Origin of the sequence: Rhodoferax potami, from assembly GCF_032193765.1 — a bacterium.
Taxonomy (GTDB): Bacteria; Pseudomonadota; Gammaproteobacteria; order Burkholderiales; family Burkholderiaceae_C; genus Allorhodoferax; species Allorhodoferax potami.
The window spans coordinates 1-24,790 of the sequence record NZ_JAVBIJ010000002.1; the positions used below are offsets into that span (position 1 = coordinate 1).

19 protein-coding genes and 3 pseudogenes are annotated in these 24,790 nt (G+C 56.0%); 8 read left to right on the forward strand and 14 right to left on the reverse strand.

From position 1 onward, the window contains the following. Positions 1–160 precede the first annotated feature (160 nt). Positions 161–738: pseudogene (locus tag RAE21_RS18680) on the forward strand (integrase core domain-containing protein); the annotation flags it as partial. On the opposite strand, the gene RAE21_RS18685 reads toward RAE21_RS18680, so the two are convergent. The 8 genes from RAE21_RS18685 to RAE21_RS18720 all read right to left on the reverse strand — a co-directional run bounded on the left by RAE21_RS18685 (position 735) and on the right by RAE21_RS18720 (position 11,235). After that, positions 735–3,866, reverse strand: a complete 3,132-nt coding sequence (locus tag RAE21_RS18685) for a type I restriction endonuclease subunit R, EcoR124 family (protein WP_313882731.1) — start codon at positions 3,864–3,866, stop codon at positions 735–737. The pseudogene RAE21_RS18680 and the gene RAE21_RS18685 sit on opposite strands and share 4 nt — an antisense overlap. Positions 3,867–3,874: 8 nt before the next feature. Further along, entirely contained in the window at positions 3,875–4,870 is a 996-nt protein-coding gene (locus RAE21_RS18690; RefSeq protein WP_313882732.1) for a virulence RhuM family protein, read from the reverse strand. A 23-nt stretch (positions 4,871–4,893) separates the two neighbouring features. Continuing rightward, positions 4,894–5,685, reverse strand: a complete 792-nt coding sequence (locus RAE21_RS18695; protein WP_313882733.1) for a restriction endonuclease subunit S — start codon at positions 5,683–5,685, stop codon at positions 4,894–4,896. Then, a complete protein-coding gene (locus RAE21_RS18700; RefSeq protein ID WP_313882734.1) occupies positions 5,666–7,168 on the reverse strand; it encodes an IS5 family transposase in 1,503 nt (500 codons plus the stop codon). Before RAE21_RS18700 ends, RAE21_RS18695 begins: the two co-directional genes overlap by 20 nt. Before the next feature lie 72 nt (positions 7,169–7,240). Next, positions 7,241–7,768 (reverse strand): restriction endonuclease subunit S, encoded by a 528-nt coding sequence (locus tag RAE21_RS18705; RefSeq protein ID WP_313882735.1) that lies wholly within the window; start codon positions 7,766–7,768, stop codon positions 7,241–7,243. 1 nt (position 7,769) lies between these two features. Next, positions 7,770–10,361, reverse strand: a complete 2,592-nt coding sequence (locus RAE21_RS18710) for a type I restriction-modification system subunit M (RefSeq protein WP_313882736.1) — start codon at positions 10,359–10,361, stop codon at positions 7,770–7,772. Positions 10,362–10,636: 275 nt separating this feature from the next. After that, positions 10,637–10,957 carry a type II toxin-antitoxin system RelE/ParE family toxin gene (locus RAE21_RS18715; protein ID WP_313876290.1) on the reverse strand — a complete coding sequence of 107 codons (321 nt, stop codon included), beginning with the start codon at positions 10,955–10,957 and terminating at the stop codon, positions 10,637–10,639. Next, positions 10,957–11,235 (reverse strand): type II toxin-antitoxin system Phd/YefM family antitoxin, encoded by a 279-nt coding sequence (locus tag RAE21_RS18720; protein WP_313882737.1) that lies wholly within the window; start codon positions 11,233–11,235, stop codon positions 10,957–10,959. The genes RAE21_RS18715 and RAE21_RS18720 overlap by 1 nt, the downstream gene beginning before the upstream one ends. Positions 11,236–11,368: 133 nt before the next feature. Between RAE21_RS18720 and RAE21_RS18725 the strand changes: the two are divergent. Beyond that, positions 11,369–12,337, forward strand: a pseudogene (locus RAE21_RS18725) (IS5 family transposase). A 145-nt stretch (positions 12,338–12,482) separates the two neighbouring features. Here the strand turns inward: RAE21_RS18725 and RAE21_RS18730 are convergent. Continuing rightward, positions 12,483–12,857: a four helix bundle protein gene (locus RAE21_RS18730; RefSeq protein ID WP_313882738.1), complete on the reverse strand. Its 375-nt coding sequence runs from the start codon at positions 12,855–12,857 to the stop codon at positions 12,483–12,485. Between the two features lie 102 nt (positions 12,858–12,959). Between RAE21_RS18730 and RAE21_RS18735 the strand changes: the two genes are divergently transcribed. From RAE21_RS18735 to tnpB, 3 genes are all read left to right on the forward strand, one after another. Next, positions 12,960–14,171, forward strand: a complete 1,212-nt coding sequence (locus tag RAE21_RS18735; RefSeq protein ID WP_313882739.1) for a reverse transcriptase/maturase family protein — start codon at positions 12,960–12,962, stop codon at positions 14,169–14,171. Positions 14,172–14,712: 541 nt separating this feature from the next. Beyond that, entirely contained in the window at positions 14,713–15,099 is a 387-nt protein-coding gene (locus tag RAE21_RS18740; RefSeq protein ID WP_313882625.1) for a transposase, read from the forward strand. Then, a complete protein-coding gene (gene tnpB / locus RAE21_RS18745; protein WP_313879805.1) occupies positions 15,096–15,431 on the forward strand; it encodes an IS66 family insertion sequence element accessory protein TnpB in 336 nt (111 codons plus the stop codon). Before RAE21_RS18740 ends, tnpB begins: the two co-directional genes overlap by 4 nt. 325 nt (positions 15,432–15,756) lie before the next feature. Here tnpB and istB read toward each other — a convergent pair whose 3' ends face one another. Together istB and istA are read right to left on the reverse strand one after the other, a co-directional pair. Continuing rightward, positions 15,757–16,584: an IS21-like element helper ATPase IstB gene (gene istB / locus RAE21_RS18750; RefSeq protein ID WP_313879687.1), complete on the reverse strand. Its 828-nt coding sequence runs from the start codon at positions 16,582–16,584 to the stop codon at positions 15,757–15,759. Further along, complete coding sequence (gene istA / locus RAE21_RS18755; RefSeq protein WP_428984048.1) at positions 16,581–17,654, reverse strand: IS21 family transposase; 1,074 nt, start codon at positions 17,652–17,654, stop codon at positions 16,581–16,583. Before istA ends, istB begins: the two co-directional genes overlap by 4 nt. 98 nt (positions 17,655–17,752) lie before the next feature. Between istA and RAE21_RS18760 the strand changes: the two are divergent. The 3 genes and pseudogenes from RAE21_RS18760 to RAE21_RS18770 all read left to right on the forward strand — a co-directional run. Then, positions 17,753–18,031, forward strand: a pseudogene (locus RAE21_RS18760) (ATP-binding protein); the annotation flags it as partial. A 114-nt stretch (positions 18,032–18,145) separates the two neighbouring features. Further along, complete coding sequence (locus tag RAE21_RS18765; protein ID WP_313881603.1) at positions 18,146–19,141, forward strand: IS1595 family transposase; 996 nt, start codon at positions 18,146–18,148, stop codon at positions 19,139–19,141. A 194-nt stretch (positions 19,142–19,335) separates the two neighbouring features. Next, complete coding sequence (locus RAE21_RS18770; protein ID WP_313882740.1) at positions 19,336–20,085, forward strand: hypothetical protein; 750 nt, start codon at positions 19,336–19,338, stop codon at positions 20,083–20,085. A gap of 556 nt (positions 20,086–20,641) precedes the next feature. Here RAE21_RS18770 and RAE21_RS18775 read toward each other — a convergent pair. The 3 genes from RAE21_RS18775 to RAE21_RS18785 all read right to left on the reverse strand — a co-directional run bounded on the left by RAE21_RS18775 (position 20,642) and on the right by RAE21_RS18785 (position 24,680). After that, positions 20,642–21,220 carry a hypothetical protein gene (locus RAE21_RS18775; protein WP_313882741.1) on the reverse strand — a complete coding sequence of 193 codons (579 nt, stop codon included), beginning with the start codon at positions 21,218–21,220 and terminating at the stop codon, positions 20,642–20,644. A gap of 748 nt (positions 21,221–21,968) precedes the next feature. Then, on the reverse strand, positions 21,969–23,441 hold the full coding sequence (locus tag RAE21_RS18780) for an IS5 family transposase (RefSeq protein WP_313880209.1): 1,473 nt from the start codon (positions 23,439–23,441) through the stop codon (positions 21,969–21,971). 288 nt (positions 23,442–23,729) lie between these two features. Beyond that, positions 23,730–24,680: an IS5 family transposase gene (locus RAE21_RS18785; RefSeq protein WP_313881594.1), complete on the reverse strand. Its 951-nt coding sequence runs from the start codon at positions 24,678–24,680 to the stop codon at positions 23,730–23,732. Positions 24,681–24,790 lie beyond the last annotated feature (110 nt).

Below are 24,790 nucleotides of genomic sequence, written 5' to 3' on the forward strand. Positions count from 1 at the left end.
ACAAGGTTTCTATGGCACTCCAATCCAGTCCTGCTGCAAGAGCCTGACGGATGTATTTGGAGATGACGCCTTTGGACAGTCCCAGGGCTTGGGATACATTGCGTTCACCATTACACGGTTTGGTAACGCAGGCAATAACGCTGGCCAGTGACCGGTTACATTGGAGCGCCCCACGGCAGCTAACCAAGTGTGGTCGATGGACTTCGTGTTTGACCGCACGGCAGAGGGGCGCAGCATCAAGAACCTCACGGTAGTGGATGACGCAACCCATGAGGCCGTGGCGATCGTGCCGGAGCGTGCATTGGGCGGGAATCAGATCGTACGCATCCTGGAACAACTGAGCACCACGCGAGGCTTACCCAAAGCGATCAGGGCCGACAACGGGAAAGAGTTCTGCAGCCGGGCCATGCTGACATGGGCCCATGCACGGGGTGTTAAGTTATTTCTAATCGAACCCGGCAAGCCCAACCAGAACGCCTATATCGAATCATTCAACGGGCGATTCCGCGATGAATGCCTGAACGAGCACTGGTTCACCAGTCTGCCGCATGCCCGTGTGATCGTTGAAGCATGGAGGAAGGAATACAACGAGGAGAGACCGAAGAGATCACTGGGCGGACTGACACCGGCCGCCTATGCAAAAACACTGATTCAGAAACCAGTTAAATTAACCCCGGACTCCAAACCCAAATGCTACTGAAAATGGGGGGACGTCGAACGCCTCGTAGGAAAAGTTAGACAACAATCCCCCCTTGGATGATGAAATCCTGAAGGAGCTTCGCAGCTCTGATGTTGACCCTGAATAAGGGTAGCGCCTTACTTTCCAAGCCTTCGAAATATGTTTTAGCCCTTTGCTGATCGACGGTTGCTTTCAGATCGTCGAAGCGACCAAATTCGTTGAGATTGGCTAGCGTTACATGCGTGTTCATCAGTGCGACGAGTTTTGCTTTATCTACGCCCACCAGAGCCACCAGCTTGTCGATTTGCACATTCTTGGCATGGGCCTGATAGTCAGCCAAGTAGTCGCGGAAGGTGCGGTGCGTGTCTATCTGCACGTCGCCACGCTGAATGTCGTGCAGGAAAATCTCCGCGATTTTTTGCTCTTCTTGGGACAGCGATGAAAACGAGCGGTGCAACTCGGCCAAGGTGGTTTCTTTGGCGTGCACATCGCCACCTTGCAAGACTTTAAGATATTTGTCAAAGCGCGAGTTCATGTAGTCAGCATCTATCTTGCCGGTGTCAATCTCAGTAATGTGACTGTCAATCTCGAACGGAATGCTCTCGCCACCACCGCCGCCCTCAGCTCCTGCGGAAAGTTCTTTGTAACGCTGCAAAAGAGTCAGGTATTGGTGCTGGGTCAGTGCAAGTGCTACCGACTCGTTTGTCTCGTCGCCCTCATAAATCGCCTGCTCCCAATTGAATCCTTGAATCTTGGCTGCCTCCAGCACTTTGTTGAACTCTTGGAAGGTCTTAGCAAAGGCGGCGCGCTCGGTCAGGTCGTCTGGCAGCTTCATGAAATCTTGAATGCCTGCTGCGCTGAATATGGCGCTTATCTCCGCAAAGCTGGCATTCATGCGCTCCAAATTGTGGGGCAAGCGGTCAGCAAACAGGCCAATGGGTTTGTCGCCTGAATACAGCTTTACGGCAGCGGCCACGTTGCGCTTCATGGTATGCGGCTTGCGGTAGTAGCGAATGGTGCCAAACGGCTTGTCTGGCCCAAAGAGGCGGTTCGTGCGCGAAAACGCCTGAATGATGTTCTCATACGTCAACAGCTTGTCGAGGTAGAGCGTGTTGACCCACTTCGAATCGAAGCCGGTGAGCATCTGGTTCACCACAATCAGCAGGTCTAGCCTCTTGTGTGGCTCGGCCTCGATGCGAATGTAGGGCACCTTGTGCGCAAGGCGGGCGGCCAGGTCTTGCTTGAAATTGACGTGACTGCCCAGGTCAAACTTTTGGCCGTAGGCATGGTTGTAGTCTTGCAAAATCTCCACCAGGCCATTGGTTTTAAACACCGGATCGCCACCGCCGTCTTCATCGCTGATGTGCGGATCAAACAGCGCGGTGATGTTTAACTGCGGGCACTTCACCTTTATCAGACGGTAGTAGGCAATAGCCTCCGACACACTGCTGGTGCCAAAAATGGCGTGGAACTTACTGCCTTGGCTCAGGGTGAGCCAGTTGTCGGCAATGTCTTGCACTACGGCGTTGTGGTGCCCGGCGAGGCTGTATTGGGTGTTGGGCAGGTGGTCTTCTATGCCGGGTTGATAAACGCCTGCACTATCCCGGTGCCCCGCCATGGGCACATCGTTCATGTAACTATTGAAAACCGCTTTCTTTTTGGCATTTGCAAAGGCTTCCGCTGGGGTTGCAGCTTTAGCTTTACTTAGCGCGACAGCCTGTCGCAAATCGCGGTCGCGGTAGGTCAGCACTTGGTAGGGGTCAAAGCCCAGCACGTTTCTGTCGCGTATGCCGTCCGCAATGCTGTAGCGGTGCAACTCATCGCCAAAGACATCGGTGGTGGTGTTGTCCTTGCGCACGTTCTCCCGCTGGATAGGTGTGCCGCTGAAACCGAAAAACACCGCGCCCGAAAAGCTCTCTTTGATATCAATGAGCATGTCGCCAAAGGTATTGCGGTGGCATTCATCAATGATGAACACAATCCGCTTGGCGCGCATGGTTTCCAGATCATGCGCTTTGAGGCCGTCATCCTCGTCCTTGAGCTTGCTCATCTTTTGGATAGAGCTAACTATCAGGGTGTCGGCGGGGTCCGTGCTCTTGAGCTTCTTGATGAGCATGGCGGTGTATTCCGTGGCTTGCACCGCATTGCCATCGCCAGCGAAATTGCGATAGGCCTGCAGCGTTTGCGTGCCTAGCTCTACGCGGTCCAGCAAAAAGACCACTTTGTCCGCGTCTTTAGAGTTAGCGATTAGTTGGGCCGACTTGAAACTGGTCATCGTCTTGCCAGAGCCCGTGGTGTGCCAGATGTAGCCGCCTAGGCGGTTGGGGTTTTTCCAATCCGTCTTGGCCACTTTGTCTGAAATGGCGTGCGCAGCGTAGTACTGGTAGCTGCGCATCACCTTGAGCACGCCGTCTGACTCATCGGCGACCGTGTAAAAGCCAATGAGCTGGTGCGCCATGGGGATAGACAGCAGGCTGGCCGTAAAACTCTTCCAGTCGTTGACAGGCTCGTTGTTGAAGTCCGCCCAGTGAAAGGCATAGTCTTTGTTGAACTTGCCATCTGGCCCTGGGTTGGCAAAGTAAAGCGCCTCGTCGGGCTCCATGGCCACGAATATCTGGATGAGTGAAAAAATGCCCGTAAAAATACCCTCGCGCGAATATTTTTGTATCTGGTTGTAGGCCTGGCTCACCGCCACGCCGCTTTTCTTGAGCTCAATGTGAATCACCGGCATGCCACTGATGAGGAGCACCAATTCGCCCCGCCGGTCATTGAGCAGCGGCGAGCCCCGTACATGGCGTGGCTGCTGCACGATTTGGTAGCGGCTCTGCCCTGCAGCTATCTCGTGACGGTCGTAAATTTTTAGGCTCACCTCTTTGCCAAAGTGCAGCGCATCGGCTGGGTTGTCGCGCGTAATAGCCACTGTTTTGCCGTTGATAAACCCGTTGAGCTTGAGCGGTGTGCGCAGCGCGGTGATCTGCTCCATCACCTGCTGCATCTCGCTGTCGGTCAGCGGAACTTCGTTCAACCTGTCTTGGCCGCGATTGTTTTCAAAAAGAATGCGCTTCCAGTTTGCCAACAAGTCTGCCTCGCTGGGGTTCTTGATGACATCCGCGTCGCCCCAGCCACGCTGGCGCAGCTCGTGAATTACAGCGGCTTCAAATTCAGATTCTTTGGCAGAGGTGGTCATGCGATCCATCAAGAATGTGGGCGATGTTTGATTTTTTGCTCCAGCGCTTTGAGCGTGGCTTCATCCTGCTGATCGGCCTCCTGCGCCTCAATGGTCTTGCGGCGCTGGTCGTAGTCCGCATAAAGGGCGCTGGTTGCGCTCTCCATTTGCGCATGGCTAATGGTGCACAGATGGGTGAGCAGCGGAAAACCGTTGGACGTGATGATTTGATCAACGTTTTGCTTCCAAAAAGCCATGCGCGTCTCTTGCTTGCTCTTGGCCCGCAGCTCGGCGGTTTCCAGAAAGATGACCACCAAGCGGTTCAGGGTGTCTATCTCGTCTTCGGTCAGGTAGTTTTTGGCGACCAGAATGTCTGCCTTGCGCACCTTGGCCCCCTGCCAGTGCAGCAGCCCAAAGTTCGGGTCGTCGCCTTTGGCCCGCGCGGTGATGAGCTCAGCGGCCGTTTTTTGGGTGACGGCATAAATCAGCAGGTTCTGCACGGCGGCAAAAAACACCTGCGTGGCCTTGTCTGTCTTGTCGTAGTCGCTACTCAGGGCCAAGAGGTCGCGCACCTTTTGGTAGAAGCGTTTTTCGCTGGCCCGAATGTCGCGAATGCGCGCCAGCATCTCGTCGAAGTGGTCTGGGCGGCCATCGGGGTTCTTCAGGCGCTCGTCGTCCATCACGAAGCCCTTGTGCAGGTACTCCTTAAGGATGGTGGACGCCCAGCGGCGGAACTGCACCCCACGCGGTGAGCGAACCCGGTAGCCCACGGCCAAAATCGCGTCCAGGTTGTAGAGCTTGGTCAGGTAGCTTTTGCCGTCGGCGGCAGTTACCGAGGATTCCTCGGTAACTGAACTTTGCTCAAGCTCGCCGTCCGCAAAAATGTTCTTGAGATGCAGGCCGATGTTGTCCGTGCTGACATCAAAAAGCTCCGCCATCTCGCGCTGCGTGAGCCAGACGGTTTGGTCTTTGCTGCGCAGCTGAATCTGGCTTTTGCCGTCGTCTGTGGTGTAGAGAATAAGCATGGGAAATCTCTGGATGCGGCGCGCTAGACAAACATGCGCTCTAGGCAGGCGGATTTGATCTGCTGGAGCTTTTGGAGCTGGGTGGCGTGTTGAGAAATCAGCTCGTCCAGTGTGCGGAAATAGGTGCCGATTTTTTGTTGTTCATCAGTGTCTGGAATGCTGACAGGTATTTTCATTACCTTTGTTTTCGAAATGTTGTAGCGAGAAATGCCTTGTGCCAAGAGGCAAATTCTTTTCCTAAATTCGTCTGCTCGAAAAACATAGGCTAAGAAGTCACTCTTCAGGCTGGGCAAGGGCCGAAAACCAAAACAGAAACTGTTCAAGTAAACGTTTTTCGCATCGCCTGCCCAGACAGATGACATTCCCACCTCATGCGGTGTCTCTGAAGAAATTGTGAAGAGGACATCACCCTTTCTCACTTCGTTCTGACTTGGATCGACACCAATGGCATCGGTCACATTTAGGTTTGAAACTGTGTGATTAAAAACACCCATATACGTGACAAAATATCCGTCACCGCGTCCAAAATCACCCTTGGATTTCCCAAACAACCCCGAATAGGTTTGCCCAAGTTTCTCCATTGCAATCGTGTCCCATGGCGCAGAGAACCCTTTGAAGCGAATTTCTGGCGTGGTACCACCGGGTTGCGGGAACATCTTTTGGAGCATCGCTTTTTTCAGCGTCACCAGCTTGTCATGCTTGCGCTGAAGCCCCTCAAGCATCTCATTGATGCTGGAAAGGAATTTGGCAACCTTCTCTTGCTCATTTTTCTCTGGAAAGTAAGCGGTTAACTGCTTAATTGGTCGTCCCTGCAAAATTCACTTCAAGCCACCCCCCCCAGCGCCGATCTGAGCCTTGCAGTCGGTTGAGGCCGATGATTTTGGCCAATTTCTCAAACAAGCCCGTCAAACCGCTCACCTGCAGCAGGCACAACAAAAGGCCCAGGCCTTTCCGGGCGATCATCCGCAGCAGCCAGCGGATGTTGTAGCCCGCCGCGCACAGCACCGCGTGCAGTGCATCGCCTGCTGAGCCTTTGAGGTGGCAGCGGTCCATGCGGTGATCCGCTTTGAGGTGCCCGATGATCGGCTCGATCGCTTGGCGCCGTTTGAGCAGTCTGCGCTCTTCATCGGTCAACCGCTTGTCCTTGCCCCGGTGTTTGATCTCAATGTCCGGGTTGTCTTTGTCCACACCCCGGTAGCCCAAGTCTGCGTACACCACCTCGGGCTTGACCCCCAAGCCTTGCATCAGGATAGCGCTTTGCTCGATCTGCTCGTGCATGGTGTGCCCGTCATACGGGTTACCGGGAAAGCTCCTGGCTCCCACGATCAAATTGCCCTTGAGCGTCATGGCCAGACCCACCTTCACGCCGAACTCGTACGGATTGCGGCTCTTGCCTTTTGAGATGCACTCCACCTCGGGCGCATGCCAGCTGTAGAGCTTGGCGCGGTTGTCCACTGCCTTGCGACTGCCGGTCTGCGTGACCAAGCGTTTGGCCTTGTCCAAGGTCTGGCCCAAGGTCTCTTGTATGGCTTGGCTGAGCGTGGTCATCTTGCGAGCCACCTCGCGCTGCAGCCGTCCAACGATGGTGCGCTGGCGTTTGATGGCTTTGCGCATGCGCTTGAACTGGCGGGCATGGGCATAGCGCCCAGCCTTGTAGCCCAGCAGTTGGCCTTCTTTGGCGTAGGTCTGTTTGAGCTCGATGCCATTGGCTTTGGCCAACTCGACCACCTTGGATCGGGCGGTCTCCAGCAGCTTGCTGTCGGTGGGATGTGCCACAGCTTTTTCTTGCACCGTGGAGTCCACGATCATGCGGGTCAATTCTTTCTTGGCAATCAGCTTGAGGGTGACCGCCACTTCCATGGTGCGGGCCAGCAGTTCTTCCACGCCTTCTTCGCCCAGAGCTTTACGAAAGCGCCCCAGTTGTGTCGGGTCGCACGGCCACTGGTGTTCAAAGTATTCGTTGCCAGAAAAGTACTGCCAAGTGGGGGTCTCACCCCAGCGCTGGATCACGTCCTCGTCGCTCTCATTGAACGCATGCTTGAGGTACAGCAAGGCAACCATTAACCGGGTGGGCAGACGGGGACGGCCGGCATTGGAGACGCCGCCACCGGCAACGGCCGAGACCGGACCAAACAAGTCCAAGTCTTCTATCTTCTTGCCAGACTTGACCTGGCGTGCCCAGCGCTGGACGAGGGAGGCTTCGATCTCTTGCCAAGGCATGCGGTTAGCAAGCACCGCCAGAGGGTGGCGCAAATCGATCATCTGATCCAGGCGGTTGCGGAAAAAGTCATCGGTCATGGCGCTGCTTTCAAAAACTCCCAGAAAACAGACTCCATTGAATATCTATTTGAGAGTTCTGACCATCCGGAATCACCCCAGATCACAAGCGTTCATGCGGGTTGCAGGGGTTTTGCAGGGACAACTAATTGAATCTATGCCAACATTACCCTGCGACCCTGTATTTGTTGATGACTTCAGCTGATCTTGGCATCGTTTGGCTTGGAGTAAAAAGAATAGATATTCACCATCAAAAAATTTACTGCACTTCAAAATGGCGCATGAGTAGGAGGCAATAAATTTTTGAGTCGTGTTGATGTATCTGACTGAACCAATCGACGCATAACGTGCAAACAATATGTCGCCGTGCTCCGGTTTGATTTTTCTGGAGAGCTTGTAAAAATCTGCTTCAGAAATTAGTTTTGCATTCTTGAAATCGACTCCGTTAATCCCGAAAAAGTCGCCAGTCATTACATATGGAATTCCGTGGGAAGTGGTTTTGGGCATCCAATGATCTGCGTCGCCAACCACGCAAACTTCTCCCAAACTCTTTCGTCCCCAAGCGCCACTAAACTCACTGAAGCGAATCTGCGGCACTTTGCTGCTTGTCTGCTCGGTCATCTCAGTTTCCCGCGAGCAAGGTTTTCAATTCTGCTAAGCCTTTGAGGTCGAACGCATTCGCATCCAACTCCTCAATCATTCCTGCCAACGCGGTTTGGGTGTGCTGGATCTCGCGGGCGTTGTCGGCATAGGTAATTTGGTACTTTTGCACCAGGGCTTCCAGCTTGCGAATCAATCCATCAATCTGCTGGTCGGGCAGGCTGTGCAATTCGTCCACCAGAGGGCTGATCCATTTGCGCTCCAGCAGCTCGCGCACCTGCGCGTCGCTTAAGGCTTCGATAGTCGCTTTGGTTTTCAGGTGCAGGGCGGCGGCGGCTTGCTTGATGGTGGCTTTGAGCGTCTTCTCTTCTGCCAGCCAGTCGGCCACTTGGATGATTTTGGCCTCGTACGATTCGGGATCAAAGTTGCCGGGCTTTTCTGCTTCTGCTTGCAAGGCCTTGGCTTCTTTGATGACGGCGGCGCTGACAAACTTGTCGCCTGCGTCGTTCACGGTGTCGTTGGACTTCTCCTCCTCGCTCAGGCCATCAAAGGCATCGTCTATGGAGGCAGTAATTTCGCCAAGGCTAGCCTCTTGCTTGCGCAGCGCGTCTAACTCTTGTGTGAGGTAGGTGGCCTGCACCAGTTCAAAGGGCATGATGCGGCCCTTCCAGCCGTCTTGTACCTCTGCGTCTTTGCCGTCTTTCTTTTTGGTGACCATGTGGGGGTCTATCACGCGGGTGGCATCAAAGCCTTCGGTCTGCAAGATTTCCAGATCGGTTGCGATGGGCTGCCAGTGGTCAGCCAGGATTTGGTAGGCGTGGTAGCGGTCGATGAGCGGCACGGAGCCGACATTGGCCAAGCGTGCAAACAACTCTGCGCTGATCAGCGCCTCCTGCTGGGGGATGTGCAGGGTGAGCATGTGCGCCAACAGCGCTTGTCGCAGCCAGGGGGTGAAAGTGGCAAAGGCGGTGATGAAGGCTTGGCCGAATTGCGTCACCTCTGGGTGTGCGCGGGTGGCTGCGGCAAGGTCTTGCACCTTGGGTGCCACGTAGGGCGTGCCATTGTCGGCAAACAGAGCGGCGCGCAGGCTTGGGAATGCTTGCCAAAATTCTGCCAAGCTGTCCAACTCGCTCACGGGGATGCCGCCGAACATGGAGGCATACAAATCCCAGCTCTCGGCGGGCTCAGATGAATCCACATAGCGCGGGATGTTGAGGTTGTAGTCGTTGGCTTGCAGCTCGGTTTTGGGCACTAGGCGGCTGTAGCGCGTCACGCTGGTGCGGCTGTTGACGGTGTCGGTGATTTTTTTGATGTCAGACGCGCGCAGCTTGTTGCTTTTGCCCTCTTTGGCAAAGCCCTTGGATGCATCGACGATGAGCACATCGCTGCTCTCGCGCTTTTGCCGCAGCACCAAGATGATGGTGGGGATGCCGGTGCCAAAGAAGATGTTGGCCGGCAAGCCAATAATGGTCTCAAGGTGGTTGTTTTCAATCAGCTGCTTGCGGATGGCACCCTCTTCGCCACCCCGAAAGAGCACGCCGTGTGGCAAGACGATGGCCATGATGCCGTCGGGCTTGAGGTGATAGAGGTCGTGCAGCAAAAAAGCGTAGTCGGCCTTGGACTTGGGTGCCAGGCCAAAGCGGGCGTAGCGGGGGTCGGTGTCTTTGTGCTGCGGGTCCCACTTTTGTGAGTAAGGCGGGTTGGAGACCACGGCGTCTAGGTACAGTGGGTCGTAGGTGTTGACGGGATCTTGGTCGTCAAAGTAGGGCCAATCATCTTCTAGCGTGTCGGCGTTGCGGGTGACGATGTTGTTGGGCAGGATGTCGCGCATGATGAGGTTCATGCGGGTGAGGTTGTAGGTGTTTTCTTTGAGCTCTTGGGCGTAGTAGCGGATGTTGTTTTTGTCCGCCATGTGCTTGGCAATGGACTGGCCTATGTTGAGCAATAGCGAGCCCGATCCACTGGTGGAGTCGTATATCTGGATGGTCTGGCGGTCTTTCAGATGGTGGGCAATGACCTCGGACATGAGCACAGAGACCTCGTGCGGGGTGTAAAACTCGCCCGCTTTTTTGCCTGCATTGGCAGCAAACATGCTGATGAGGTACTCATAAACAAAGCCCAGCACGTCGTAGCCCTGCCTGCCATCCATGGGGATGTCTTTGATGAGCTGAATCAGCTCCGCTATGGCCTTGGTTTGTTTGGCGGCCGTGTCGCCTAGCTTGCTCAAACCCGTTTCAAGGGTTTTGAAGATGCCATCGAAAAGGCGCTTATGGTTGGGGTGAATGAGGCGACCAAAAGCAGACAAGGCATCGCGCACATGGGATACGTTGAAGTCGCCCTGGAGCTCTAGCCAGGTAGAAAACAGGTGTTGGTGGGCGATGAAGTAGCCGATCTTGCCCTTGATGTGGTCAACAGCTTCGGCATCGTCTTCTGACAGGGCGCGGAGGTCTTCGTCGCTGAAGTTTTCGCTTTTGGCAACGCGCACCAGCTTGTCTGAGAGGTATTTGTAGAAGATGAAGCCGAGGATGTAGTCCTTGTATTCATTGGCCTCTATCTTCGACCGCATCTGGTTAGCCGATTCCCATATCTTGGCGGCTAGTTGTTGTTTGTTCATCGTAGAAAAGAATGAGTACTTGTTGCTATGCCATCGGCGAGGCGGCGGGATAGGTGCTTAAACTGTTGCCCCTTCTCGTTTCCGTGACTTGGTGTGTTGTTGGTGGCTTCGCGGAATTCAAAAGGGTTTAGATAATTTTGGACGCAGGTCATTTTGTCTCCAATTCCCCAGTCCCAATCATAGGGCGGGCAGTAGTCCACAATGCCTGGCGAGGGTGCTGCTGGAGCGGGAGCCTCTGCCGCATTTTGAGCATGCGAGGTCACGTCAATGGGGTGTCAAACTTTCAGAAGTCGTCTCACTAACAGCGTCGGGAAATCCTGTCGGTGCGAAGCAATGAGGTACACGTAAACGTCCCTGTCGATTCGCCGATAGACCAGCTTGTGGTGTGACGTAAAGACGTTTTGGTACTCAAAGATGCCAACGGAGGCAAGCTCCTGGACGGGCGGCCCAGTCAAAAGTCCAGTGTCAACCAGCGCCAGCTTTTCGAATATTTCGTTTTCGGCATTGAGCCAGTCAGTCTCGCTCCACTTATTGAGCATGTACTCCTGAAGCGAGAGCAAGTCTTCCTGTGCATCGGGAAGAATGATGATGGACATTACTTGCGGCGTTGGCGAGCTGCTGCCAGTTGCGCCCGTGACTCGGCAACGGATATGCCTTTGCCTTGCAAGCGGTCTTTTTCACCCAAGGCGATGATTTTCAAGGCGGCGATGAGCGCTTCCTTTTCCTGAAAGCATTTCACACTTTCAACCACCATGCTGGCTTCGCCATTCTGGGTGATGAAAAAAGGCGTGCCGTTCATCTCCAGGTCTTCGGAGATCTGAGCTGCATGGCTCTTCAGGTAAGAGATGGATTTGATATTGGCGGCGGAAAGCATGGCGATCCTTTGGTGTTGATGGGTCTGAATTTAGTACCGAATTTGGTCAAAGTCAAGCACGCATCCCAAAACTGAATCGCTAGGGATGGTCTGCACAAGTCAGCGCTTTGACCGCTTGGGACGCTAACGACAAATGAAACAGCAAGGCCTTGCCACGACCGGTTTCGAATTGGCCACCAAGCGCACGCGCAAGCGTGAGTTCCTTGACGAGATAAACCTGGTGGTTCCCTGGACGGAGTTGGTTGGACTGACCCAACCGCATGCGCCTGCGGGCAAGACGGGACGGCCGCCGTTTGCAGTCGAGACCATGCTGCGCATCCACTTCATGCAACAGTGGTTCGGCCTGAGCGATCCGGCCATGTAAGAGGCTTTGCACGACGTGCCTCTTTACTGCCAGTTCACTCAACTCGATCCTGGCCTGAGCCGCCTGCCCAACGAAAGCACCATCCTGCGCTTTCGTCACTTGCTTGAAGCGGGCGATCTGAGCCAACAGATCATGGCCGCGATCAACGCCACACTGGCCTCCAAGGGCCTGATGCTCAAGACGGGCACGGTGGTGGACGCCACCTTGATTGCTGCGCCCAGCTCGACCAAGAACAAAGACGGCGAGCGAGACCCCGAGATACACCAGACCAAGAAGGGCAACCAGTGGCACTTTGGCATGAAGGCGCACATTGGGGTGGATGCTGACTCGGGCTTGGTGCATAGCGTGATCGGCACGGCTGCCAACGTGAGCGATGTCACACAAGGCCATGGTCTGCTGCATGGCCAGGAGAGCGTGGTGTTTGCCGATGCGGGCTACCAGGGTGCCGGTAAGCGCCCGGAGGCCACCGCTGTCCAGTGGCAAGTGGCCATGCGTCCGGGCAAGCATCGTGCCTTGGCCAGCAATGGCTGGGGTGCCTTGCTTGAGCAAGCTGAAAAGCTCAAGGCCAGCGTGCGCGCCAAGGTCGAGCATCCGTTTCGGGTGATCAAGCGCCAGTTTGGCCACGTCAAGGTGCGCTACCGGGGTCTGGCCAAGAACACAGCGCAACTGGTCACGCTGTTCGCGCTATCGAACCTGTGGATGGTACGCAAACGAATTTTGCAGGACCTGCACGCATGAGTGCGCCTGCAATTCGGGCAAGAGCCCGAATGGGGGCTAAAACATGACCGTAGAAGGGGAAATTGACGCCAAATTCGGCGGCGGTTTCATCATGTGAACAAGTCCCCCTCAACGGCAGCTCCTGAGGCTGTTGTGCAGACCATCCCTAGACCGTCTCAAACCACTGCTGCCAGCGCGCCGCCTGCCGGCTGATAGCCTCCAGCCGTATGCCGAACTCTGTCAGCGCGCCATGCGAAACCAGCTTGAGCTTCCAGCCCAACAGCAAAAAGCCGCGTATCACCTCGATACCGGCGCGAACCTGGCGCACGTACGCCGCGCCGTCACGCCGGCCAAGCTGACTCTGCTTGTCCACCGCGTTAGCTAGCACGACCAGCCGCAAACACTCAGCCAGCTCCGACAGAATGCGATCGCCCACCGCATAGCGAAAAGGTTTGGGCAAGTTGTTATGCATCGGGTAATAAAGCTGGCACAGGCTCAGCAAGTCTGCAAAAATCTGAGGGTGTTTGAACGTGCGTTCCATACTTCTCCATGACTCAAAACGACATTGCCCGGCAGTTGTTTGCCTGCGCCGCCAAAGCCAGCAACAGCGAACACAAGCGCGCATCTGCTGCAGCTGCCCAACATGGTGCTTGCATTGGCGCATGACATTGCCAGCGGCCACTACAGGCCCAGCGGCTTCACGGTCTTTGCCGTCACCGACCCCAAGCTGCGCGAAATCTTTGCTCCGGCCTTCGCCGACCGCCTGGTCCAGCAATGGCTGGTACAACACATTGAACCCTGGTGGAACAAGCGGTTTATTGACGACAGCTACGCCAACCGGCAAGGCAAGGGCACGCAAGCCGCTATCGGGCGCCTGCAGCACTTCATGCGCCAACCCGGACACCGGTGGTACTGCCAACTCGACATCCGGGCCTTCTTTCCCAGCATCGACCGCCGCATCCTGCTGCAGCTGCGGCAAACCGCCTTGCCCAAACTGCCTTGGCCTGCGTCCACACGCCAGCAGCTGGACCAAGTGGCAACCGCCATCATTCAACAATCGCCCACCGAGCCTCCGCCCCGGCGCAGCGGCGACATCGACCTGCTGGCGCGCGTACCGCCGCACAAGTCTCTTTTTGGCGCACCGCCCGGTGTTGGCATGCCGATTGGCAGCCTCACCAGCCAGTTCTTTGCCAACGTCTACCTCAACGAGCTCGATCAGTTCGTCAAACACACCCTCAAGGTGCGCGGCTACATACGCTACGTTGACGACTTTGTCCTGCTGGCTGATGCCCCCCAGACCCTGCTGGTGCACAAAGCCCGCATTGAACAATTCCTGCAAGAGCGGCTGCGCCTGCAGCTGCATCCCACAAAAACTGTTCTGCAACGCTGCAGCCAGGGCGCTGATTTTCTGGGCGCCATCGTCCACCCCCACCACCGCCTGACCCGTCAACGCGCAGTACGTGCTTTGAAGCGGCGGCTGCATTGGTTCAGGGCCTTGGTGTTCCCGCACGATACGCACCACCCCATGCAGCAGCCCAGTGGCAGTTGGCAACGCTGGCTGGCCAACCACCAGGCCATCCACGCCCACGGGTACCGCGCTGCTGCAGCGCATGCTGGCCACCCTCAACAGCTACTACGGCATCTATGGGCACGCCAGCACCTGGCGCTTGCGCAAGCACATCTACGAGCACGAACTCGGCCCCCTCAAAACCTTCTTCCTGCCGGACGGCCCCAACTACCGCCACCTCAGAATCCGCAAGGCATGGCTGCCTTGAACAAGATGAGCGCACGGCTGCGGGTGGCTCAAACAAGGTTTGAGAATGTCGCTCCGCGAAAACCGCCTCACAATACCTGAAAGGCAACGGCCTTTGGGACGTCGTCAGTCCAGTCGTAGATTGTGCCACCGTACATGCCGCCAAGGAAGAGCATGACGTGGCCAGAGGCCGAGGGCGTCGCAGACCAGTAGTTGTTGTTGTTCCAACCAGCCGGCACGCCTTGCGCTTTCACTGTTTGCGCTTTCACTGTTTGCGAGGTTCAATATTTCGCCTTGCCTTTGGCGTACCGGGTTGTTGAATCCCGGCACCCCGCAGGCTTTGTGAATACGGTGCTCAGCCCCGGTCAAGAGGCTTCCAACGCACCGTGGAAAGCGCCAGCAACATTCCTTAACAGCCCTTTTTGCCTGCAGCCATGACCACAGGCCCCATAAGACGCTGACCGCAGTTAAACACTGCGGTCAGCGGAATGCTCCCCTCCTAAAACCACCCACGTTCAGAGCGCCTTGGGCATCACTGAATGCTTCAGCAAAGCCCAAGGCTCGTAAGCGGCCAGCGAAGTCACCTTGTTGACCGACCCTCGACCTTGCAACATTGCGTCCACAACAATTGATCGTGGACACAATGCTCAAAGACTCAGACACCCCGAGGTACGCCGTGCGCCGTACCAAGCGAACCTATTCAGCAGATACCAAAGCCGCGTTGCTTGCCGCGTGCAGGGCGCCGGGCGCGTCCATCGCAGCGGTCGCCAGCGCGCATAGCATGAACGCCAATGTGTTGCACCGCTGGCTGAAGGAGCAAGCACAGCCGGACGCTCACGCCGAAGCCCTTCCGTCAGAGCCGATAGACATGCCAGCATTTATCCCGGTGCCCCTGCTCACGCAAACGGCAGAGCCCGTGGAGCGCACGATTCGTGTGGAGGTCCGCAAAGGTAGTTTGAGCATGACCGTCACTTGGCCCATGTCTGCTGCCCATGAATTTGCCGGCTGGTCGGGCGCCCTTCTCAAGTGATCCGCATCGACTTCGCCTGGTTGGCAGTCCAACCACTGGACATGCGTGCGGGTACGGATACGGCGCTGGGGCGAGTCGTGCAGGTGTTTGGCGCTGCCCACCCGCACCATGCCTACCTATTTGCGAACAGCCGTGCCAACCGCATGAAGGTTCTGGTACATGACGGCATTGGCATCTGGCTGGCCGCGCGTCGGCTCCATCAAGGCAAATTTGTCTGGCCCACACCGGGCGTCGGTCGGCACCAGCAACTCAGCAATGAACAGCTCCAAGCGCTGGTATTGGGACTTCCCTGGCAGCGCATTGGAAGCGCAGGAATCATCACCGTCGTCTGAGGGGTGGGCGTGTACGCCAATGGTTTGCCAATCGAGTAGCGCGCGTACTTGGCGTCCATTAGTGCATGCACCGATGGCGAAATTCTGCGCCATTTGGCACACTTCGATCCATGGTTTTTACGCCCGATTCACTGCAACAAATGAGCGCGTACGATGTGTGCAATCTGGTCAGTGGACTGATGTGTCAAACGCAGTTTCGATTTGATACAGCTGTCGAACGCAAACGCGGCGTGGATTTGATACACCGTTGTGTGGGGCGATTGTCTGTTTTGTCTTTGCTTGTCTTTCAAGCAGTCAGTGGCTCGCCACTGACTGCTTGGCGCCCTTAGGCTGCCTGTTCCTCCTGTGTATCAAGGTGACTGCGTTTTCGTTTGAGTAGGGTATTGCTGCTGGCGGCAATCACACCGGCACGCCGCTTATCTTTCAGGCGATAGGAGTCTCCTGAAATCGGGACCACATGGGCGTGGTGGAGCAGTCGGTCAAGTAGCGCCGCTGTCAGCGTGGCATCGTCTGCAAACGTCTGGTCCCATTGCCCAAACGGCAGATTGGAGGTCAGGATGAGACTTCCCACTTCATAGCGTTTGGCAATGACTTGGAACAGAAGATTCGCCTGTTCCCGATTCATGGGAAGGTACCCGACCTCGTCAATGATCAACAGCCGGTAGGGACGCACGATGCGTTTGATAGCCTCTTCCAGGGTGTTCTGCCGTAGTGCCGTGCTCAGTGTCATCAGCAGATCTGCCGCCGTGATGAAACGCGTCTTGATTCCAGCCTGGGTTGCCCTGTAGCCCAAGGCGATGGCCAAGTGGGTTTTGCCCACCCCACTGGCGCCCAGCAAGACCACGTTCTCGCTGCGCTCCACGAAGGCCAGACTGCCAAGCTCCTGTACCAGGGGTTTGGGCACGCCGCTGGCAAACTGGAAGTCAAACTCATCAAGCGTCTTGATGGCGGGGAAGCCCGCTATGCGCGTGAGCATGGCGCGTGTTCTCTCCACTCTGGCTAGAGCCTCGCCACGCAAGGCTTGCTCCAGGAACTCCAGGTACCCCAGCTCTTTCTTGGCCGCCATTTGCCCCAAGTGGGCAAGCTGATCGGGTAAGTTGAGCAGGCGCAGCTGATCACACAGTTCACGCAGTCTTTCCATTTGCAGGCTCATGGTCGTCCTCCTGCTGAGGCTTGGTTGTGCACCAGCGTGTCATACATCGCCAGAGGATGCTGCAGGCCTCGCCATGCCGCGGCTGGAATTGGCCGGACTGCTGCGCCGCTACCGGTGACTTTTTGCAATTGACGCACTGTTCGCCCACTGTAGGCGCTGGGGATGGCCAGCAGATGTGTGCGCTCCTGTTGCAAAGCCAGTGCCGGCACACACCCAGTGGTTCCGTGGATCCGCACATTGGCAACGTCACGCAGCCAGGTGCGCATTTCCCGATTGGCTGTGTCCGCGTCCACCACCAAGCATTGCTGCTTCATACTCGCCACCAATGGCACCCAGAAGCTGCGCCGGATGTAGCCATTCATGCGTTCGACTTTGCCCTTGGTCTTGGCCCGATAGGGCTTGCACACCCGCGGCACAAAGCCATGGTGGTGCGCAAAGTCAGCAAAGGCACCCTGGAACTGGTGCAGGTTCTTGCCGTAGGCGTCACGCTTGAGGATGACGGTCTTCATGTTGTCGTACAGCACTTCACGGGTGACTCCACCAAAGCTCTCGAACGCCCTGACATGGCACGCCAGTAGTGTCTCCAGCTTCATGTCTGTGACAAACTCCGCGAAGGTCGCCCGGCTGTGGCCAAGCGTTGCCACAAACGCCGCCAACATGCCGTCTTTATGCCCAGACTTGCGGAACTCGATCCAGTCCATCTGCATTTGCTCACCGGGCTGGGTCTCGAACCGCACAACCGGATCCGGGCGCGCCTGTGGACGCAACTCCTTGAGGTACTCCTGCAGGATGCGCACGGAGCCCGTATACCCCTGTGCGGCAATCTCACGCTGCAGCACCGTTGCGGGAATCCAATCAGGCTTGGCCGCCTGAATACGTCCAGCCAAGTAGTCCTTGAATGGATCGAGCTTGCTTTTACGTTCCGGCAGTTTCTTCATGGCCGGCGGACCGCCCTCCAAATACTTACGCACCGTGTTGACTGCCATTCCAGTTTGCGCCGATATCTCGCGCAAGCTCAGCCTGTGCTTCCTTAAAACCTTGAGTTCCATGTACTCCTCGTTCGTAATCATTGCCAGTCCCATCCATGGTTCGGATGGCTTGGCACGTTAGTCGAGGTGTATCAATTCCTCACCGCGTTTGCGTGTCATTTTCATACTGCGCGTGACAGCTGCTCGATGACTGGGGCATGGCTGCGCTGGACAGCCAGAGCCGGGCGGACTTGCTGGAGATCATTGATGACAGGACATCAAGTCGGGCCACGATCATTACCAGTCAGTTGCCCATTGAGCATTGGCACGAGTGGATTGGTGACCCGACAGTGGCCGATGCGATGCTGGACCGGTTAATGGAGAACCATCATCGCTTCACGATCACGGGTGAGTCGTTGCGAAAGAAACCTGCACCCGGAAAAGGCAAAACCGCCAACGCTGAGTCCGCGGCGGGTTGATTAAGAAAAGCCCCAATCAACCAACCTGACAAGGAGTCACTCTGCCGAAAAACCACCTCGGCCTAAAATAAAGGCTCTGTCACCTTATCGTGTTGGTGAGTACACTTTGGCGCTATGCGCCGCCGAGATTTCCAGCGGTTGGTGGAGTCCTTAGAGTCCCTCAGCCCCCATCAATTGCGTCAACTGGACGAGACCGTAAGCAAGCTCGCCCAGCAAACTGCCGTGCGGGAGCTCGTAACTGCGCATGTGGAACGTGAGGGGCAATGCCCTCACTGCCAAGGTAATGCGTTCCAGCGGTGGGGGACTACTGCGTCCGGGGAGCAGCGATACCGGTGCAAGAAGTGCTTCAAGAGCTTCACCGGGCTCACGGGTTCCCCGTTAAACGGCCTCTGGCATAAAAGTCTGCTGCTGGAGTACGCCCAGTGCATGAAGGTCGGTTTGAGCGTGCGAGAGACTGCTGAGCAACTCGGACTGCACCGCAATGTGGTGTTTCGTTGGCGACACCGACTGATGCCGCCAAATAGCGCGCATCAACCCGAAGCATTAGAGGGAGTGGCAGAGGTCGATGAAGCCTTCTTTCGGGAGTCGTTTAAGGGTCTCAAGAAAGGAATGCCTCGAACAGCCCATAAGCGCGCTATGCCGGCGGGCAAGCGAGGAATCTCCAAAGAGCAGATTCCTGTACTTACAGCCGTATCCCGCGGCTCCCGCACAAGCTTCATGTCTGTGTTACCTGGTGTACCAAGTGCTTCCTCGATTACTTCTTCTTTGGGGCCGCTCCTGTCCAAAGATACGGTCTTGGTATCGGACTCAGCAAGTTCGTATAAAACCGCAGCCAAGAACTTGGGAATTGTTATCCGTCAAATCCCCAGGGGGACTCACAAGCTGGGGCCGTATCACATCCAGAACGTTAACGCTCTGCACAGTCGCATGAAGAGCTGGTTCAAACCCTTTAAGGGAGTTGCAACGAAGTACCTCCCTGTCTACTTGGCGTGGTTCCGGTTCTACGACGAGAGCGGATGGTCACGAGTCCCTGAAGACTTGATAAAGGATGTCATATCCAGACCGCGTGTGAGACCCAACGGCCCCTCTGAAACATCAACATTGGAGTAAATTCCAACACGATAAGGTGACAGAGCCAAAATAAAAGAGCGCAATATCAGTCCCTCACTGCCGCTGCGTTCATATTGGCCGGAATCCATGTTCACGATCCCGGAATCGCCGTTCATCTTCGCCGAAATACGCACCCTGCCATGGCAGCGCCGCCCGGTGACGATGGCTTGGGAACTTTCAACAGGAGAAGCAATTTGATCAAGACGAAAACGCAATTTTTGACCGGTGTTTTGGCACTGGCTTGCATGGCAGCACATGCTGCGTTGCCCTCAGATGAGGCGGTTGTGGGCCAGACGCTGGATGCGTCCGGTGTGACCATGAAGTCCTTTCAGCCCAAGGCCTTGCCCCTGTCCCCTGGCAACTGGAAGATCGTGGGTCGAATCGAGGACCAAATCAAACTCACCGGCAACGGACCCGATTCGGTGCCACAGATCACCCTCACGCTGGAAAATCAGGATCAGGATAGCCTTTTGGTGGCCGCACTGGTGACCTATACCCCTGAACAGGTGGGCATTCGTTGGAATGGCAATTCGTCCTGCCAAACGATGGGTGCTAAAGCTAATTGGGTCAATGACTTCGGCAAGACGACCGGCAGCTTGATCTACGCCTGCACCAATGACTATGTGTACTTGGCCCCTAGGACACTTAAGACCTACCTGCAGGGCATTGGTGAATCCAAGAACCAGTGGTTCAAGACTCGTTTGATACCTTTGGCTGCCAATGCCGCCAGCTATGAATTTGGCTACAACTGGTTGTGGGGTAGCTTCAACAAGGACAAGGGCCGCAGTTTGGTGGTGACGTTCATCTCCAAGGTGCCTGCCGACTTTAAGGTCGGTGATGCGACTGAAACGCGTCTGAAGGAATGGGGTGCCCAAATGGGTGAGGCCTACATTGACTGGCTCGATGGTGGTCAGAAAACCATTCCGGCGTTCGATAGCAAGTAAACCCGCTATTTGGGCAACTCACTCGGCGCAGGCTAGCACCGAGCGAGTCCAAGCCTTCAAGGCCTGATCGCGTCGCATGGCGCTCGACAGGTCTTTTTCTTAGGTGATTAGATATCCCATAGGCTGTAGCACTGGATGCGATAAGACTACTCGTGGTCCTCTATTACAGAGAAATATCCCATCAGTTTTTTACTGATGCTTCTCAGCTATCCGATTAGCATTTGTACGTGGTCCCAATCTCAGAATATCATGACGATCACGCGGCATGACGAACACTTTGCCGGTAGGCTTGGGATAGTGCGCGCGAGTTGTGTGCGATAGGTGCAGAGATTGTGTTTCTTTGTTGGTGATGTCGGGGCTGCTAGCTGAGCGACTTGGCTGAGAGCGAAGGTGGGATTGAGTTTTGACGACTGTGCGCGTCAGATGATATTTCTTGTTCTATGCTGTCCTCTACATAGTGGGAAGGGGTTGCGTTCTTATAGGGAGATGATGGAGCCAGTATTTCCAAAGTAATTTTTAGGGGCGGTAGTGGGCGCCCCCCACCCTGTCCTTGACGCTACCTGATGAGGGCAACTGCGTGGGGTTGACCTAACTCGCGTAAGTTCGATACACCCCTACCTTGCTCTTTGAGTTGACGTAGCAACTTGAACATTTCTTCCGCATAGATGTCCCGCGTCCGCTCAGATATGTAGCGGCTGCGCCCAGTGCCTGCCTTGATGTTGTATTCACCAAAAAACATGGCCAGCTGGGCTACGGCGTCTCCCTTGTGCTTTTTCTCGGCCCGCTCCAGCGCTCCAAGTCCACTTCCCCTGGCCGTGCGTTTCTCGCGCTCACGGTATTTTTCTTCCTTGAGCTGTTGGCTTATTTCGCGGTTGATTTCACGCGCTGTCTTTTCGCGCACGGGTTGAGACGCTTTTTTCACGTCTATGGTGCTTTGTATCGCGTCGGACGAACTTTCTTCACCGGTAATGCGCGCTTTCTTGATCATTTCCATTGCGTTCTGTTCCGCTCTCGTTGAGTCAGCTTGTCTCCTGCTTTCCGTATAAACAGGCTCCACTTCCTCATAACCAAAATCATTTTCTTTCTGGCGTTTGTCTATCTCTCTGGGCTTAGCGCCTCCAGATCGGCGGATCACAGTCTTTGTGCACGTCAGCAAACTATCCTGCCTTGTCCATAACGAATGGGGGCAACCTCTTGCGAGGCCTCCTGCATCCTGGGTAGGACGAATGCAGGGGGTTCCGGTGTCTCCACCGAGTGGGTTAAGCCCACAACTCTCTACCAGCCTCTATTAGCCAGTCGTAAATCACCCGTTCAACCCACGCTGTTACGTGAGCCCAGTCACCACCGCCTAACTCCAATCACCTTTCAAGCCCTTATGGCTCCCATCCTCAAGCGGACAGGCGGATTGGATTGACCCCAGTAGGGCCGCAGTGTGTGTAGAACACGGGTGTTATCTATTTCGCCCTCTCGGGCACCCAATCGCATTGCTCGCCAGAGCACATGTAATCGGCAAGCTGCAAACGCAGCACGGAGATAAGTTTGCTGGTGGGCAGTTCCTCTTCGGGACTGCCACTTCCAGACGCACGCTGGTGAGAACGTCATCTGGCTCGATCAATTCACTCGATTGATCAGCGGAGGTTTCTCGGTCTAAGCGTTCGGAACACAGAAGTGCGTCCATAGGCCTCAACGTGAGAATGCTTTTTCAAGCGGGGGTGCCTAAACGGCGGGGGGTGTGCCTTGCGGCGTGGCTTATGCAGCCGGTGTTGATCGTCACGATCAGAGTGAACCTCTTTCGAGGCGCTGGATGAATCGAATCAACCAGACTTGAGACGGCAGGTACGGAACCCGCGAGTGGCTAAAGAGTCGTCCCTGCAAAATTCACTTCAAGCCACCCCCCAGCGCCGATCTGAGCCTTGCAGTCGGTTGAGGCCGATGATTTTGGCCAATTTCTCAAACAAGCCCGTCAAACCGCTCACCTGCAGCAGGCACAACAAAAGGCCCAGGCCTTTCCGGGCGATCATCCGCAGCAGCCAGCGGATGTTGTAGCCCGCCGCGCACAGCACCGCGTGCAGTGCATCGCCTGCTGAGCCTTTGAGGTGGCAGCGGTCCATGCGGTGATCCGCTTTGAGGTGCCCGATGATCGGCTCGATCGCTTGGCGCCGTTTGAGCAGTCTGCGCTCTTCATCGGTCAACCGCTTGTCCTTGCCCCGGTGTTTGATCTCAATGTCCGGGTTGTCTTTGTCCACACCCCGGTAGCCCAAGTCTGCGTACACCACCTCGGGCTTGACCCCCAAGCCTTGCATCAGGATAGCGCTTTGCTCGATCTGCTCGTGCATGGTGTGCCCGTCATACGGGTTACCGGGAAAGCTCCTGGCTCCCACGATCAAATTGCCCTTGAGCGTCATGGCCAGACCCACCTTCACGCCGAACTCGTACGGATTGCGGCTCTTGCCTTTTGAGATGCACTCCACCTCGGGCGCATGCCAGCTGTAGAGCTTGGCGCGGTTGTCCACTGCCTTGCGACTGCCGGTCTGCGTGACCAAGCGTTTGGCCTTGTCCAAGGTCTGGCCCAAGGTCTCTTGTATGGCTTGGCTGAGCGTGGTCATCTTGCGAGCCACCTCGCGCTGCAGCCGTCCAACGATGGTGCGCTGGCGTTTGATGGCTTTGCGCATGCGCTTGAACTGGCGGGCATGGGCATAGCGCCCAGCCTTGTAGCCCAGCAGTTGGCCTTCTTTGGCGTAGGTCTGTTTGAGCTCGATGCCATTGGCTTTGGCCAACTCGACCACCTTGGATCGGGCGGTCTCCAGCAGCTTGCTGTCGGTGGGATGTGCCACAGCTTTTTCTTGCACCGTGGAGTCCACGATCATGCGGGTCAATTCTTTCTTGGCAATCAGCTTGAGGGTGACCGCCACTTCCATGGTGCGGGCCAGCAGTTCTTCCACGCCTTCTTCGCCCAGAGCTTTACGAAAGCGCCCCAGTTGTGTCGGGTCGCACGGCCACTGGTGTTCAAAGTATTCGTTGCCAGAAAAGTACTGCCAAGTGGGGGTCTCACCCCAGCGCTGGATCACGTCCTCGTCGCTCTCATTGAACGCATGCTTGAGGTACAGCAAGGCAACCATTAACCGGGTGGGCAGACGGGGACGGCCGGCATTGGAGACGCCGCCACCGGCAACGGCCGAGACCGGACCAAACAAGTCCAAGTCTTCTATCTTCTTGCCAGACTTGACCTGGCGTGCCCAGCGCTGGACGAGGGAGGCTTCGATCTCTTGCCAAGGCATGCGGTTAGCAAGCACCGCCAGAGGGTGGCGCAAATCGATCATCTGATCCAGGCGGTTGCGGAAAAAGTCATCGGTCATGGCGCTGCTTTCAAAAACTCCCAGAAAACAGACTCCATTGAATATCTATTTGAGAGTTCTGACCATCCGGAATCACCCCAGATCACAAGCGTTCATGCGGGTTGCAGGGGTTTTGCAGGGACAACTACTAGGGATGGTGTCCAAAACTCAACGCCGAAGCGGCTGTAAATGTCTGAATCCCGCATAACGGATCTGACGGATTCCATTTCAATTGAATCTGCGCTGCAGCCATCGAAATCCTGGCGTTTTCGCGCCCGATCTGGGCGCCCTGGCCGTTTGCGGGCGCACTCATGCCTGCGATCCTGCTGCCAGTTTCTTGCGAACCATCCACAGGTTCGAGAGCATGAACAGCGTGAACAACTGCGCGGTGTTCTTGGACAGACCGCGATAGCGCACCTTGTTGTGGCCAAACTGACGCTTGATCACCCGAAACGGATGCTCCACCTTGGCTCGAATGCTGGCCTTGAGTTTTTCAATCTGGTCGGTGATCGCACCCAGCGTGCTCGTCTTGTCCAGTGCCCGGCGCTTGCCCGGCCGCATGGCTACATGCCAGTTGACATCCATGCCTTGGGTTTCTTCGCGCTTGCCCACCCCCTGGTAGCCGGCATCGGCATACACGTCGCTCTCGCTTCCATGCACCAGCGCATGGGCCTGCGTGACATCGTTGACGTTGGCCGCAGTGCCCACCATCGAGTGAACCAGGCCAGAGTCAGCATCCGAGCCAATGTGCGATTTTATGCCGTGATGCCACTGATTGCCTTTCTTGGCCTGGTGCATCTCAGGGTCGCGCTTGCCGCTGCTGTTCTTGGTGGAGCTGGGTGCATCGATGACGGTGCCACTGTTGAGCATCAGGCCACGAGCCTTGAGCATGGCATTGACGGTCTCGAAGAATGCCTTGGCCAGGTTGTGCTTCTCCAGCAGGTGGCGAAACCTAAGAATGCTGACCCGATCGGGCAATCGGTCGTTCGTATCCAAGCCGGCAAATTCGCGGTACAGCGGCGTCTCAAACAGAGCTTCTTCCATGGCGAAGTCGCTCAGACCAAAGAGTTGCTGCAGAAGATGCAAGCGCAGCATGGTCTCATGCCCAAAGGGCGGGCGGCCCGTTGTCTTGGGCGGCGACACCGCTATGAGCTGGGCCACCAGCTCAGGCCAGGGAACCACGCAATTCATCAGCTCCAGCAGTTCCATCTTGCGCGTGCGGCGCGTGTTCAGGTCAAGACCAAGGTCGGTTTGTTTCATGCCGTCATTGAACGCAATTTATGTGCCTCAATCATGCAAATCGCCGGAGAGTTTTGAACACATTCCTTAGGTATTAGAAAAATAATTAGTCCGCCCCGCAAAACCTCCTC

Bases quoted from the DNA above. Each gene is read 5' to 3' on its own strand.
- RAE21_RS18685 (WP_313882731.1), bottom strand. From the start codon at position 3,866: ATGACCACCTCTGCCAAAGAATCTGAATTTGAAGCCGCTGTAATTCAC.
- RAE21_RS18690 (WP_313882732.1), bottom strand. From the start codon at position 4,870: ATGCTTATTCTCTACACCACAGACGACGGCAAAAGCCAGATTCAGCTG.
- RAE21_RS18700 (WP_313882734.1), bottom strand. From the start codon at position 7,168: ATGACCGATGACTTTTTCCGCAACCGCCTGGATCAGATGATCGATTTG.
- RAE21_RS18705 (WP_313882735.1), bottom strand. From the start codon at position 7,768: ATGACCGAGCAGACAAGCAGCAAAGTGCCGCAGATTCGCTTCAGTGAG.
- RAE21_RS18710 (WP_313882736.1), bottom strand. From the start codon at position 10,361: ATGAACAAACAACAACTAGCCGCCAAGATATGGGAATCGGCTAACCAG.
- RAE21_RS18715 (WP_313876290.1), bottom strand. From the start codon at position 10,957: ATGTCCATCATCATTCTTCCCGATGCACAGGAAGACTTGCTCTCGCTT.
- RAE21_RS18720 (WP_313882737.1), bottom strand. From the start codon at position 11,235: ATGCTTTCCGCCGCCAATATCAAATCCATCTCTTACCTGAAGAGCCAT.
- RAE21_RS18730 (WP_313882738.1), bottom strand. From the start codon at position 12,857: ATGGAACGCACGTTCAAACACCCTCAGATTTTTGCAGACTTGCTGAGC.
- RAE21_RS18735 (WP_313882739.1), top strand. From the start codon at position 12,960: ATGGTGCTTGCATTGGCGCATGACATTGCCAGCGGCCACTACAGGCCC.
- RAE21_RS18740 (WP_313882625.1), top strand. From the start codon at position 14,713: ATGCTCAAAGACTCAGACACCCCGAGGTACGCCGTGCGCCGTACCAAG.
- istB (WP_313879687.1), bottom strand. From the start codon at position 16,584: ATGAGCCTGCAAATGGAAAGACTGCGTGAACTGTGTGATCAGCTGCGC.
- istA (WP_428984048.1), bottom strand. From the start codon at position 17,654: ATGATTACGAACGAGGAGTACATGGAACTCAAGGTTTTAAGGAAGCAC.
- RAE21_RS18765 (WP_313881603.1), top strand. From the start codon at position 18,146: ATGCGCCGCCGAGATTTCCAGCGGTTGGTGGAGTCCTTAGAGTCCCTC.
- RAE21_RS18780 (WP_313880209.1), bottom strand. From the start codon at position 23,441: ATGACCGATGACTTTTTCCGCAACCGCCTGGATCAGATGATCGATTTG.
- RAE21_RS18785 (WP_313881594.1), bottom strand. From the start codon at position 24,680: ATGAAACAAACCGACCTTGGTCTTGACCTGAACACGCGCCGCACGCGC.